Below are 13,488 nucleotides of genomic sequence, written 5' to 3' on the forward strand. Positions count from 1 at the left end.
CCGGTTCTCAAGGTGCACGCTTTGCGGCTGATCCGGTTCGACCGGGCCGCGCGGCAAGGAGATATATTGCCAGACCGGAGGGCCCCCGCGGGCGGGAATCTGGCACTCCATATTTTGTTCACAAATAAATAGAACCCTCAGTTGCTTCGCTGAGGCCGTATTCGAAGCAGCAGCTTCTGATATTGGCGATGACCAGCTGGTTTATAGGTGTTAAGGCATCGGTCATCTCTGGAGCGCCACTTTACTCCAAAACCATCAACCATTTGTTTCCCGTCGGTAAAAGGCAGGTTTTGTTCGCCAAGCGTTCTTATATATAGAGAAGTTCGGGTTCGAACCCGTGCCGCGGCAACAAAAAAGCGACCAACCGGAGTCGATCGCTTTCTTTTCTATGGTGGGCCGTCAGGGGTTCAGCCTGCTCCGCAGGCGGCCGCTGCGGCGCTTCGCGCCTTGCGCGCTGCGCTGGCAAACGCTCACGCGTTTACTCAGCTCCGCGCCCTTTCGGGTTCGAACCCGTGCCGCGGCAACAAAAAAGCGACCAACCGGAGTTGATCGCTTTCTATTCTATGGTGGGCCGTCAGGGGTTCAGCCCGCTTCGCACGCGGCCGCTGCGGCGCTTTCGCGCCTTGCGCGCTGCGCTGGCGAACGCTCACGCGTTTACTCAGCTCCGCGCCCCGACGGGTTCGAACCCATGCCTTGGCAACAAAAAAGCGGCCGGCATCCGCCAGTCGCTTTTCTATTCTATGGTGGGCCGTCAGGGGTTCGAACCCTGGACCTTGGGATTAAAAGTCCCCTGCTCTGCCAGCTGAGCTAACGGCCCGCGGGTGGCATTGTACCACGGTCTGGGACTATTCCCAACTCCATTGGCCGTTCTGGAAAATCACAACTTCACGTCCATCAGGCGTAATGCCCGTAATATCGATGTCGTCCGTGCCGATCATAAAATCGACGTGCGTGCTCGAGACGTTAACGCCATGCTCCAGGAGCTCCTCCTTGGACATGTCATACCCACCCTCGATGCACTCAGGGAAGCCGACGCCTAGCGCAAGGTGGCAGCTAGCGTTCTCGTCATAGAGCGTGTCATAGAACAGAACGCCGCTTTCGCGGATCGGAGTGTTCTTGGAAATGAGCGCGACCTCACCCAGATGAGCGGCACCTTCATCGGTGTCAATAATGCTCGCAAGCGTCGCCTTGCCCACGCGGGCATCGTAGTCCGCTACGCGGCCTGCCTCGAACTTAATCCAAAAATCGTCGACTTTATTGCCGTGGTGGATGAGCGGCATGGCCGAGTACACGATACCGTCAGCGCGCATGCGATCGGGCGAGGTGAATACTTCCTCGGTGGGAATGTTGGGGAAGAAGGGGTGCCCATCGGGCGTCTTGCCCTTGCCGCCGGCCCACTCGTGACCTTTCGTCATGCCAATCGTCAGATCGGTTCCATTTGCCGCGGTGTAATGCAGGCAGTCAAAACGATTGTCGTTCAGAAAGTGCAAATTCTTTTCGAACGCCGCGTCATGAAGCTCCCAGTCGCTCTCCGGGTCCTGGCCATCGGCGCGAGCGGTGTGCAGAATCGCATTCCACAGCTTATAGATTGCAACCCCATCGGCGTCTCCCGGGAACACCTCGCGCGCCCAAGCCACGACCGGCGCGCCGGCGATGCACCACGGGTTGATGTTGTAGTCCAGTCCACGGCGGAAAACCTTGCACTGCGTATTCCTTGCCTTAGAAGCTGCAGCAGGCTTAGCGGGATCGATGCCCTTAAGGGCGGCAGGGTCCGCACCCTCGATAAAGATAAAGCAGGCACCGTCCTGGGCCAGGGAATCCAGCTGCAGGCGCTTCCACTCGGGCGTCTGCTCAAAATAGCTTTTATCGACATGCTCGTACGCAAGCCTTGTCACGGCATCATCGGCCCAAATGACCGTCACGTGGCCAGCGCCGGCGGCATAAGCCTCCGCGACCACCACGCGGGCAAAGGGTGCGCACTCGACCGGAGACTGAACGACAACCTCCTGGCCGGGCTTGACGTTTACGCCCTTGCGGACAACCAGGCGCGCATAGTTTTTAATCTTGGGCTCCAGGGCCTTCATGCCCTCCAGAGCTTCTTCGACCGTCAGGGCAGCTCGAATCATGTGCCACTCCATCTATCTATAGAACAGTAAAAAGGCGCGCCGCAAAAACGACGCGCCTTATATCTTAGCGATAAGTATGTATGCAAACGCTACTTCTTCTTGGAGTCCTTCTTGTCCTCCTCGGCAGCCGAGCGCTCGATAAGAGCGTTGAGCTTGTTCTCGGACATGCCCTCGGCCTGCGTGCGGTACATGTTGCGCAGGGGACGAATACGAACGAAGTCGTAGATAAAGTCACCCAGGATGATGACATAGGACAAAACAATGCCGACCATCTGAACAGGACTGGACACCGTGCCGCCGGGAGCGAAGTAGAGCGAAGCCCAAATTGCCACGACGAGCACCATGCCGATAGCGAGCACAGCCCACCAAATACGGCGACGCTTGGTGTAGTCCCCATCCTGCTTGAGGAGAATATTCGACACCGTGTAGATACGATCCTCGCGGGCGCGCTGTTTGGCCTTGCGGGCGCGCTTTTCCTCCTTGGAAAGACCTTCCAGGTTTTCGCCCTTCTCGAGCTCCTTGCGGCGTGCCTTGGATGATGCCGGCACGACGCGAACGGAGCTCGCTGCCTGGCGGGCGGGTTTAGCAGATGCGGCGGACTTGCGCGCAACCCCGGTAACTTCGTGGGATTGCGTGCGCTTGTTCGTGGCGCTACGGGTACTCACTTATGCGTTCTCCTTCATGCTTATGAACTGGGAGCCCGTGATAATCTGGAAGGCCTCGCGATAGCGCTCGGACGTGCCATCGATGACCTCGGCGGGCAGGTGCGGGGTCTCCCCCGTCATATCCCAGTTGGCTTTGAGCCAATTGCGGACGAATTGTTTGTCGTAGCTAGGCTGAATCTTGCCCTCCTCGTAGCTGGCGGCGGGCCAGAAACGGCTGGAGTCGGGCGTTAGGCACTCGTCGATCAGCGTAACCTTGCCATCGATGACACCGAACTCGAACTTGGTGTCGGCGATGATGATGCCTCGAGTCGCGGCATACTCGGCAGCGGCCTTGTAAATCTTGAGGGACAGGTCGCGAATCTGCGTGGCGATATCCTCACCCACGATCTCGCAGCAACGCTCGAACGAAATGTTCTCGTCGTGGTCGCCGATCTCGGCCTTCGTGGACGGCGTGAACAGCGGCTCGGGAAGCTTGGAGGCCTCGGTCAGACCCTCGGGCAGCTGAATGCCGCAGACGGTGCCGTTCTCGTCATAGGTCTTCTTGCCCGAACCGGTCAGATAGCCGCGGACGATGCACTCGATAGGAATCGTCTGGGCCTTCTTGACCAGCATGGCGCGGCCTGCGAGGTAGTCACGATACTCGGCAAACTCCTCGGGGAAATCCGCCGGGTCGATGGAGACGAGGTGATTGGGAACGATGTCGGCAAACTTATCGAACCAGAATGCCGAGATGCGGTTGAGCACCTCTCCCTTAAACGGAATCTCGTCGGGGAGAATAAAGTCGAACGCAGAAATGCGGTCGGTGGCGACCATCAGCAGGTTTTCACCGGCATCATAGATATCACGAACCTTGCCACGGGAATCCGGACGACGCTCCATCGTTGTCACGTGAGTCACTCCTTACCTAAATACGACAGTAATGCGGGTTCTTCCCCGCACGTTTTCGCAAACTCGGAGCGGCAGGGACGAAACCCCTCCTTCACCGAATAGCGAAAAGCTAGTGCTCCATTGTAGTAGATGCCGCGTCCGCCGTGTGCTCGCGAGGCAGATGAATCGTAAAAGTCGTACCCTTTCCAAGCTCCGACTCCACGGATATGTAGCCATGATGACGCTCGACAATCTGCTTGGTCACGGCGAGGCCCACGCCCAGGCCGCCCGCCTCGCGGGCGCGACTGGCGTCGGCACGCCAAAAACGTCCGAAAATACGCGACAGGTCTTCCTTGGCGATTCCAATGCCCGTGTCCGAGACCGCAATATCGACGTGTTTACGGTCACTGAGCACCGACACCACGACCCATCCGCCCTCGGGGGTATAGCGCATGGCATTACTCATGAGGTTGATGACGCATTGCGTGATCATATCGGGATCGGCCTCGACGACATCGTCATGCCCCTGAGTTTCATCTGCAAAGCGCAAACGCAGGTCACGGTCGGCAAACAAGCGCTCCTGGCCATTCACAATCGAGCGCACAAACGGCACCATATCCACCGGCTCCAGGTTGAGTGGCGCGGTACTGTTTTCCATGCGCGACAGGTCGAGCATCTGCTGCACCAGACGGGCCAGACGACGCGTCTCGGATGCGACCGTTTCCAGGTGTTCGTCATCGGTGGGATACACACCGTCTTGCATGGCCTCGACCGTTGCAAGCATGGCCATGAGCGGCGTGCGCAGCTCGTGGGCAACATCAGAGGTCAGGCGCTTCTCGTGCTTCATATCCTTTTCGAGTGAGGTGGCCATCTCGTCGAAGGTCTCGCCCAGCTGATCGATCTCATCATCGCCGCGCAAGCCCGTACGAGCGGACAGATCGCCGTCGCGAATTTGCTTGGCCGTGCTCGTAATTCGATGAATCGGCTTGGTAAGCATGCGCGACACAAGCGCTCCGATAACGACCGAGATGCAGACGGCCACAACCGCGGCAAGGGCCATGGCGTTAAAGGTCTTCTCTCTGAATGCCGAGTCTGCCCTGGTGAGCAGGGCATCGGAGCCAACCGCCCACAATTTGACCTGACCCACGTGCTCGCCGGAGGACGTCACGATCTCAACGTTGGCAACACTATTGGAATCGGTGGGAGCAGACGAGACTGGGCTGTGCGATGTCCTCTTTCCGCTCGCATCGTCGGTCGTCGCCTGATTTTCGCGTACATCGGCAGTAGCGCTTGCCGAGGGCCACGAGTCGTCGTAGACGATGACGCCCTTTTTATTGACGACCTGCATACCAAGATCGTCGGACACCAAGCTCGATGTCGCGACCGTACGCAGCTCCCCCGCGGTCCAAGAACCGTTTTCCTCATATGACGTTGCCAACTTTTCGGCAGCGGAATTGGCGATTTCGACAATATTGGAGCGTGTGTAATCCGTAAAAACCGTGCCCCATACAACGGAGACTACGCCCACCAGCACCAATACCGTCATGAGCGATGTCAGGGCAAAAGCCAGGGCCATGCGCGAGGGATAGCTCATCGTTGGCCGTGAATCGGAACGAGGCGTGTTCCAACTAGCCTTGGAACCCGCCTCGTTCTCCTGCTTATGCTTTTGCCCGATTTCAAAGCGCGCAGGTGTCATATGTGATTTCCCTTATTTCTCGTCCGACTTATCGGTCTTGGTCGGAGCCTCGAAGCGGTAGCCGACACCGTGGACGGTGTAGAGCCACTTGGGCTTCTTGGGGTCGTCGCCCAGCTTGGCGCGAAGGTTCTTCACGTGGCTGTCGATGGTGCGCTCGTAACCCTCAAAGTCGTAGCCGAGCACCTTCTCGACCAGCTCCATGCGGTTGTAGACGCGGCCGGGGTGACGAGCAAGCGTGGTGAGCAGCTTGAACTCGGAAGCCGTCAGGTCAACTTCCTTGCCCTCGACCAAAATCTTGTGGCCCGAGATGTCAATGACCAGATCGCCAAAGTCGAGCACCTCGACGGCCGGCTCATCGGCCTGGTGGGCACGGCGGAACAAGGCGCGCACGCGCGCGACAAGCTCGCGCGGCGAGAACGGCTTGATCAGGTAGTCGTCGGCACCGAGCTCGAGGCCGATAATACGATCCTCAATCTCGCCCTTGGCCGTCAGCATAATGATGGGGACATCCGAGGTGTCGCGAATGGTGCGGCAAACGCGCTCGCCGGGAATCTTAGGGAGCATGAGGTCGAGCACGACCAGGTCGAACTGATGCTTCTCGAACTCCTCGATAGCGGACTGGCCGTCGCCCACGCCCACAACCCAATAGCCCTCGCGCTCGAGATAGGCAGCGACAGCGTCACGGATTGCCTTCTCATCCTCGACCAGCAGAATCTTTTTTGCATCTGAAGCCATAACACGGCCCCCCTGTCTCAATTAGCTAAGAACAAGCTCATTTTAACGCACCTGAGCCCACCGGGCATCGCATGGGTGCGATAGCTCGGCGGGCGGTACTCATAGTCACAACGCGCTTATTCCCCTGTCGACGCCTTTTTAACCCCTCGGAGACTAAAGAGAGAACAAGCGAGCGGTAACCGTCTCGGGAATTCCCTGACTGTTACGCACCGTTGCGTACGTTAAGAACGAGCTCGATTTGCCCGCCGTAGCAGGATAATCGCCATACTCCAAGGCTCGGTCGGGCGACAGAAGCGAGCCGTAGGTCTTGGCCGAAGTGTCAATCAAAAAATGCGACGCCTGAACTTTAACCAGGTATTTGTTTTTCCTTCCCGCGGCGCACGCGAGCGGCTCACGCGAAAGGAAGAGGTACGGCCCGCCCTCGCTACCGATATAGGTGCCCATATTGCCCAGGCTACCCACACCGCTATACGTCGCCTCAATGGAGAACACGAAGGTGTCGCCCATATACACGGCCTCGAAAGGCGAAACCGACGAAGGAAGCACCAGCTGAGCTCGCTTCGTGTTGTTGCCGTCAGTCAGGTCGATCGCCGTCATACCGTAATAGACGCCCTCATCATTGTGCACGCGGGGCGAGATGGTCAGGATGCCATCGCTCACACGCGGGGCGGATGCGAAGCGGCCCGTCGACTTCCAAATAACCTCAGGCTTGGACTCGCTGGGCGACTGACGGTAGCAGTACGAATCGTTACTCGTCTTGGTGCCGCCGGACGAAGGCATCTTATACCAGATGACCGACGACCCATACGCTGTGAAGAGCGGCGGATCGTAGTTTTCGCCACCGCGGTCGAGCTCGACAGCGTTGCCGGTAAGGGAGGAGCCTGCAAGGTTTTGCGCATAGAGTTTCCAGGACGCATTGGCAAAGTTCATCTCGACCCACGCGAACACGCCATCACCCGCGCGAACGTCGTAAAACGCATAACCGGTTCCCTCAATGGGATCCTCGATAAGTGTGGTAAGCGAGCCATCGCCTAGGTTGAGCACACCAAGCGTATTGGCATGCAGGGCAGAAGCAGGCGCCATCATCGCGGCAGCGTAGTCGCCATCGCAGTAGTACAGCAGCGTGCCCAGCGGCAGCGTCCACGAGGCTGCGGGCTCAAGATCGATATCGACAGCCTCGTACTCATCAGTGATCGAGACAATCTTCGAATCGTCCTTGATAACCTGCGGCTCGCCAGCGGCGTCATCACTCGTGCCCGTTTTTTTCGAGCAACCGGCCAGTACGGCAGCAGCACCGGTAGCGGCGCCACCCAGCACAAAACCTCGACGCGTTATTCCATTCTTAAAGCGATCAGCGATGCTCATTAGGCGATCTCTGCGCGAGCGGCCTCGATAGCGCGCGTAAGCTGATCGGCGCAAGAGGTCTTTTTCATACCGCAGGTATTACCGGCGAGAACCTCGATTACGCGATCGGCGGGAGCGCCTTCGACCAGCCTGGAGATGGCCTTGAGGTTGCCATCGCAGCCGCCGGTAAACTCGACGCCCAGCACCTTGCTGCCATCGTCAGAGAGATTGAGGTGAATATTGCGAGAGCATACACCCTGAGGCTTGTAGTCAAAACTAATCATTGAGATCCCCTCTCAGAAAGAAATTTCAGACGTCTATTATCCCCGTCCGAACCGATAAAGTATCGCGGGCACTGATTCAACATCCTACGATGCTTGGACTGATGGGGGCAAGATTAGCAGTCCGCACCCTGTACGTGGACCATGCGCTTCTCCCGATACATATTGTGGTCGGCGACGCGATATACATCGGCCAGCGTATTTCCAGCCGTCTCGACGGTCGCCACGCCAATCGATGCGCTGACCGTCAGGGTCTCATCGCTTACCGCGGCAAGACCGAGACGAAGATCCTGTTCCAGCCCGAGCGCAGACTCGTTGTCAGTATGGGGGCAAACCAGCAAAAACTCGTCGCCGCCAACGCGCATCGGCAGGTAATCCGCACCAGCCACCCGCCGCAGCACGGACGCCGTCCGTCGCAGCAGTTCATCCCCCATCTCGTGACCATAAATGTCGTTGGTCCGCTTGAGATAATTACAGTCCACCATAATCACGCTCACTGGCAAGTCCTCGTTTACCAGGCTATCTCCACGCGATTCCAGATAGTTGCGGTTGCGAAGCCCCGTCAGTTTATCTTGGTATGACAGCTCCTCGGCATGCTTGACCATCGATATGTTGTGCGTCGCCACGACGACCGAATCCAACCGGCCTTGCTCATCGCGATGCTGGGGGACAACCTGTAGCGAGTACCAAGTGCCTCGACAATCTCGCACCTCGGCAGCCAAGTACGGTACGCCCTCCATGCGTTCACGAAGCGTACTTATATCTACGAGCCCCACAACCGCTTCGCGGCTTTCGGGGCTCACGATATCCCGGCAGACCGTGTCCATAAAGTCATATGCCTCGCTATGCTCGGCAAACATCTTCGCTATCGCCGGCGACATATTGATTCCCTCGATCTCGAGGGTGTCAAGATGCAAAAGGAAGGTCGAATCGTAGATGGCGCTTATGGCATTGATAATGCCGAGCTGTTTATCCTTTTCGACCAAATTGCGGTGGTCAGCGATATTTCGAGCCAACAGTACCACGACCCAAAACGCAAGGCACACCAAGACGCCGACGGCGACAAATGAAATCCTGTCAGACATGACCTCAGATTTGGGATATAGCGCAAACAGGCGGTAGTCCTTATATGCCGCACGCGCGGCATATAAGGTGGTCCCCCGATATTCGATACGTGTTACGCCCTCGTCTTTCCAGTCAATTCCGCTATCGGCGAGAAGCCGGGCAAGGGTTATATCGACGGTCGAATCGTTTGAGGAAACGATTTGCGCGTCACGCATCACAAGCACCGTTGGACTCTGATGGAACGTGTTGTTCACAAGGACGTCGGCGATCGTGTATGAATAGTCATCGGCGGGCTCAGCCGCAAGGGATCGATACCCCAACGCCACCCCATCACCGTATGGAACGGCACTCACGGCAAAGTCGACACCGCGGCGCTCGACAGCGGTCGAGTAGGAAACTTTGGACCCTCGATACATCGATGCGATCGACGAACAGGCCAGCTCCTCTCGCCACAGCATGAGTGGATCGCGGCCGTCGATATCGTAATGGGCGACCATATGACCATCGGCGTCCATGACCAACATTCCCGAAAGGCTCTCGGTATGGACATATTCCTCGACCAGATCGTCGTTGACTTCAAATCGATCAGGCGGCAAGAACGTCGCAAACGACTCGAGCGCCGCATCAAAATTGTGCGTCGCCTCGGTTTTTCTTCCTTGTTCATATCGGTCATATTTTTCGCAGGCATTTTTTAAAAACACCATGGTTTCCTGGCCGAACCCAAGCGTTTTATCAAGGCAGCGATGCGTGCCAACCATATAGAGCAGACTCAGTAGGGCAACGCTGGCCACGATGCCGATGCCCACTGCGGCTAAACTCTTTCGGCGAAAGCGGCGCTCGTCATTTGTCATGATTCCGCTCCTTGCCCGCCTGTCGTCGCTCCTGCCTTGTAATTGTCCACAATGTGCTCTATCGTGCCGTCTCGATCCATGTCGGACAGTGCGGTATCGAGGTTTTTGACGTACTCCCCCTCATAGCTATCATCAAACGCGACGCCCAGGTCAACCGTCATAACGTTGTCGGCGAACACACGATAAACGCCAGGATACTGGTCAACGAGTCGATCAAGCGACTGAACGTCCGCCATCCAACAGTCGACATACCCTTTGGCGAGGGCGGCTTTGCAGAGTTCGGCAGAACCATACGATTTGATTTGCACGTCCGGCGAGATATCCAGATCCCCTGCGAGCAATCGGCGTTCGCTCACCGAGCCCGCAATCACCGCAATGGTCTTGCTTCCATCGAGATGCGCCAAGGACGTGATGCCACTCGTTTTCTTGGCGGCGACCGAAACCGTCAGGGTCAAATACGGCTCAGTCCAGTAATACTTATCCTCGCGATAACAGGGAGAATAGTCGCACCACAGGCAATCGATATCGCCGTTTTTGAGTAGGCGATCACGGTCATTCCAAGATATGTCGATAAATTGCGGCTTGATCCCCGCGCGCTTGCAGGCCTCGCGGGCGATGTCGATATCGATACCGGCGTAATCGCCCGTGGTATCGACATACACATAGGGGTCGTTATCCGTAACGCCGATTTTGAGTACCGGGAGGTCTTTGTCGGCTTCATTCGGGGAGGAAGAACTGCTTCGAACGGTATACGTCAGGGCGGCCACACAGGCGGCGACAAGGAGCATGAGCGTAAACGAGACGATGGCGGCTCGCTTGATACGTCCGGGCACACGCCCCCCTTCATCGAAATAGCAGTCGGATTTCATTTTATACCCGGGGCTGATGCGGCGATAAAAAAGCGCCTCACCCAAGATGGGCAAGGCGCCAAAGGTTGAAATGCATCCGCAAGCGGTCGAATTAGGTTAGCCCTACTCGAAGTTCAGCTGCTCCAGGCGGTCGAAGACCGTGTCGATGCGGGTGAGGAAGTCCCACGGATCAAAGATCTCGTCGAGTTTTTCCTGGCTAACGGTGCAGCGCGGATCGGCCTCGAGACGCTCCTTAAAGGTGGGGCCGGAGACACAATCCTGCACCTCGTGCCAGGTAGCCATGGCGTTTTCCTGCACGATAGCGTAGGCGTCCTCGCGGGTGATGCCCGTATCGACGAGGGCAAGCAGCACCTTAGAGGAGAAGATGAGGCCGCGGGTCTTGTTGAGGTTGGCCATCATGCGAGCAGGATACAGCTGCAGGCCGTCGATAACGCGAATGAGGCACTGGAACATGTGGTCGAGCGCGATGAAGCTATCGGCCTGGGCGACACGCTCGGCGGAAGAGTGCGAAATGTCGCGCTCGTGCCACAGGGCAACGTTGTCAAAGGCGACCTGAGCGTTGGACTTCACGACGCGCGACAGGCCGCAGACCTTCTCCATGGTGATCGGGTTGCGCTTGTGCGGCATGGCGGAGCTGCCCTTTTGACCCTTGCGGAACGGCTCCTCGGCCTCGAGCGTATCGGTCTTCTGCAGGTTGCGGACCTCGGTCGCGATGCGCTCGCAGGTGGCCGCTGTAGTGGCAAGCACGCCGGCAAGGTAGGCGTGGTGATCGCGGCTGATGACCTGCGTGGACAGCGGATCGTGGACCAGGCCCAGGTGCTCGCAGACGTACTCCTCGACGAACGGCTCGATGGAGCTGTAGGTGCCGACGGCACCGGAGATGGCACCGAAGGCAACGTTCTTGCGAGCGTCCTCAAGACGATCGAGATCGCGCTTGAGCTCCCATGCCCAAGAGCCAAACTTCATACCGAAGGTCATCGGCTCGGCATGGATGCCATGGGTGCGGCCGGCGCAGAGCGTATTGCGCTCCTCGAAGGCACGACGCTTGCAGATCACGCCGAGCTTCTTAACGTCCTCGATAATCAGGTCACACGCCTGAGTAAGCTGATAGCACAGAGCCGTATCACCCAGGTCGGAGCTGGTCATACCGTAGTGAACCCAGCGGCTAGGCTTGGGCTCGCCCTCGGGAACATCGGCGTCGATATATTCCTTCATGTTGGTCAGGAAGGCGATGACATCGTGGCGCGTGACCTCCTCGATCTCGTCAACCTTCGCCTTCTCAAAGTTGGCGTGGTCGCGAATCCACTGGGCCTCTTCTTTGGAAATACCGATCTTGCCGAGCTCCGCCTGAGCCTCGCAGGCCAGGACCTCAATCTCCTGCCAAATGGCGTACTTGTTCTCGAGGGAGAAGATGTGTCCCATCTCCGGGCGGGTATAGCGATCGATCATAGCGGCTCCTTTTTGGTTATTGGCACGTTGGTCGTAACCCAACCATTGTACCGTGCGCAGGTGCGAGTATGGGCAGTAGGCATTAACCTAACATTTTGTAGCATAGAGCGGCCATGAGGGCGTCCGCGTATTTGCTTCGCAAATCCGCACCGGCTGCGGGCGGCATGCCACGGTCGGCGCGCATGCACGGGCAAAGCGGGTTGAATCCGATGTTCCCGAGGCCTCCCATGCTCGATGGAGCGGGCAACGGGACGTCCGCGTATTTGCTTCGCAAATCCGCACCGGCTTCAGGCGCCTTCCGGCGCCTTCGCCTGCTCGCTACAAACGCTTCGCGTTTGCTTTACGCTCGCACCCTGGCGGGTTCGAGTCCCGGCACTTTATTGAAAAAGGCACGGTAACGAAACGTTACCGTGCCTGAAATTCGAATGGAGCGGGCAACGGGACTCGAACCCGCGAGTGTCAGCTTGGGAAGCTGATGCCTTACCACTTGGCGATGCCCGCAATTGCGCATTGGGATAAATTAAATGCTTGGATAGTATATACCGAGCATTTCAAGGGGGCAATATGAATGCGGCGTGTTATCACTATGCAATCGCGCACCGCGCACTGCGGCACAAAAGCCTACGAAACGCGCTCCAACTGGTCCCTTGCATCAGAAAGCGCGTGTTCTACCCCGTTTTGCACCTCAGTATCAAAACGATACGCAGGGACCGAAACGCTTAAACCATAGAGACGCCCGCCTTTTTCTATGGGAACGGCGATGCACTCAACCCCTTCTGCCATCTCCTGATGATCATATGCAAAACCACACCTTCGGACCTCCTCGAGCTGCCGCATCAGGTCATCTATGTGTTTTACCGCATGCTCAGTCGTTTTTTCGAATGGGAAAGGAAGCAGCGAGCGAACCGACTCCTCATCCCATCGAGATAGGATCGCCTTTCCAATCGCCGTGCAGTGCGCAGGAAGGGTCTTACCGATTTCCGATGAAAGACGGATGTGCTGGGGGGAATCAACGCGCGAAATATAGAGGACACGACCGTGGTCGAGCACACCGAGCTGACAGGTCTCTCCGCACGATGCGACAACCTTTCGCATGGCTGTCTCAAAAGAGGACAATCCCCCACTCTCACGATCGAATGCCTTGCCCAGCAGATACGTCTTAAGCCCAATCGAATACCTACCGGTAGTCTCGTCATAACTAACGTAATCTGAATCGGCCATGGTGTGCAAAATCGAGAAGAGACTGCTTTTTGGAGCGCCGACAATGCGGCATATCTCCGCCATGGTAAGTCCGCTCTTTGTAGCCGAAAGGGCCTCAAAGATTGATAGAACCCGCAAGGTAGAGCGGTGGCCAGCAGGATTATATCGCGAGGACATGGCAACTCTCCTTGTTCATTAACGCCCAAACTTTCCCCGTAAGTATAGCGGCATGCCCCTTCAAGCAACCGTTCACCGGCCAACCAAAACCATTCGCGGCGGGACCGTGTGAGATCTTCAGCATTTCATATATATTGTTCCGTATAACGAATAACGTTCGTAA

At 57.3% G+C, this 13,488-nt stretch carries 11 protein-coding genes and 2 tRNA genes; all 13 read right to left on the reverse strand.

Annotated elements, in window-relative coordinates; genetic code table 11:
• Window positions 1-741 precede the first annotated feature (741 nt).
• A tRNA-Lys gene (locus AB5202_RS04780) sits at window positions 742-817 on the reverse strand.
• 28 nt (window positions 818-845) lie between these two features.
• Complete coding sequence (locus AB5202_RS04785; protein WP_368143621.1) at window positions 846-2,126, reverse strand: aminopeptidase; 1,281 nt, start codon at window positions 2,124-2,126, stop codon at window positions 846-848.
• An 89-nt stretch (window positions 2,127-2,215) separates the two neighbouring features.
• Window positions 2,216-2,791, reverse strand: a complete 576-nt coding sequence (locus AB5202_RS04790) for a hypothetical protein (RefSeq protein ID WP_368143622.1) — start codon at window positions 2,789-2,791, stop codon at window positions 2,216-2,218.
• Window positions 2,792-3,670, reverse strand: coding sequence for a phosphoribosylaminoimidazolesuccinocarboxamide synthase (locus AB5202_RS04795; protein WP_368143665.1), 879 nt, complete (start codon window positions 3,668-3,670; stop codon window positions 2,792-2,794).
• A 118-nt stretch (window positions 3,671-3,788) separates the two neighbouring features.
• The gene (locus AB5202_RS04800) at window positions 3,789-5,354 is read right to left on the reverse strand and encodes a sensor histidine kinase (protein WP_368143623.1); all 1,566 of its coding nucleotides are present in this window, start codon (window positions 5,352-5,354) and stop codon (window positions 3,789-3,791) included.
• A gap of 12 nt (window positions 5,355-5,366) precedes the next feature.
• Complete coding sequence (locus AB5202_RS04805) at window positions 5,367-6,089, reverse strand: response regulator (protein ID WP_117735814.1); 723 nt, start codon at window positions 6,087-6,089, stop codon at window positions 5,367-5,369.
• A gap of 153 nt (window positions 6,090-6,242) precedes the next feature.
• Entirely contained in the window at window positions 6,243-7,454 is a 1,212-nt protein-coding gene (locus tag AB5202_RS04810; protein WP_368143624.1) for a hypothetical protein, read from the reverse strand.
• Window positions 7,454-7,717 carry a TIGR03905 family TSCPD domain-containing protein gene (locus AB5202_RS04815; protein WP_055287275.1) on the reverse strand — a complete coding sequence of 88 codons (264 nt, stop codon included), beginning with the start codon at window positions 7,715-7,717 and terminating at the stop codon, window positions 7,454-7,456. Before AB5202_RS04815 ends, AB5202_RS04810 begins: the two co-directional genes overlap by 1 nt.
• A 113-nt stretch (window positions 7,718-7,830) precedes the next feature.
• Window positions 7,831-9,630, reverse strand: coding sequence for a GGDEF domain-containing protein (locus AB5202_RS04820; protein ID WP_368143625.1), 1,800 nt, complete (start codon window positions 9,628-9,630; stop codon window positions 7,831-7,833).
• Window positions 9,627-10,463 carry a substrate-binding periplasmic protein gene (locus AB5202_RS04825; RefSeq protein ID WP_368143626.1) on the reverse strand — a complete coding sequence of 279 codons (837 nt, stop codon included), beginning with the start codon at window positions 10,461-10,463 and terminating at the stop codon, window positions 9,627-9,629. The genes AB5202_RS04820 and AB5202_RS04825 overlap by 4 nt, the downstream gene beginning before the upstream one ends.
• Window positions 10,464-10,601: 138 nt before the next feature.
• Complete coding sequence (purB, locus tag AB5202_RS04830; RefSeq protein ID WP_368143627.1) at window positions 10,602-11,948, reverse strand: adenylosuccinate lyase; 1,347 nt, start codon at window positions 11,946-11,948, stop codon at window positions 10,602-10,604.
• Between the two features lie 426 nt (window positions 11,949-12,374).
• Window positions 12,375-12,449 (reverse strand) — tRNA-Gly (locus AB5202_RS04835).
• Between the two features lie 120 nt (window positions 12,450-12,569).
• A complete protein-coding gene (locus AB5202_RS04840) occupies window positions 12,570-13,325 on the reverse strand; it encodes an IclR family transcriptional regulator (protein ID WP_368143628.1) in 756 nt (251 codons plus the stop codon).
• Window positions 13,326-13,488: the final 163 nt, after the last annotated feature.

Origin of the sequence: Collinsella aerofaciens (assembly GCF_040915545.1) — a bacterium.
In the GTDB taxonomy this organism is placed as follows: Bacteria; Actinomycetota; Coriobacteriia; order Coriobacteriales; family Coriobacteriaceae; genus Collinsella; species Collinsella aerofaciens_BE.

Coding starts and splice junctions, on each gene's coding strand:
- purB (WP_368143627.1), bottom strand. CDS start 11,948: ATGATCGATCGCTATACCCGCCCGGAGATGGGACACATCTTCTCCCTC.
- AB5202_RS04815 (WP_055287275.1), bottom strand. CDS start 7,717: ATGATTAGTTTTGACTACAAGCCTCAGGGTGTATGCTCTCGCAATATT.
- AB5202_RS04810 (WP_368143624.1), bottom strand. CDS start 7,454: ATGAGCATCGCTGATCGCTTTAAGAATGGAATAACGCGTCGAGGTTTT.
- AB5202_RS04805 (WP_117735814.1), bottom strand. CDS start 6,089: ATGGCTTCAGATGCAAAAAAGATTCTGCTGGTCGAGGATGAGAAGGCA.
- AB5202_RS04840 (WP_368143628.1), bottom strand. CDS start 13,325: ATGTCCTCGCGATATAATCCTGCTGGCCACCGCTCTACCTTGCGGGTT.
- AB5202_RS04785 (WP_368143621.1), bottom strand. CDS start 2,126: ATGATTCGAGCTGCCCTGACGGTCGAAGAAGCTCTGGAGGGCATGAAG.
- AB5202_RS04795 (WP_368143665.1), bottom strand. CDS start 3,670: ATGGAGCGTCGTCCGGATTCCCGTGGCAAGGTTCGTGATATCTATGAT.
- AB5202_RS04800 (WP_368143623.1), bottom strand. CDS start 5,354: ATGACACCTGCGCGCTTTGAAATCGGGCAAAAGCATAAGCAGGAGAAC.
- AB5202_RS04820 (WP_368143625.1), bottom strand. CDS start 9,630: ATGACAAATGACGAGCGCCGCTTTCGCCGAAAGAGTTTAGCCGCAGTG.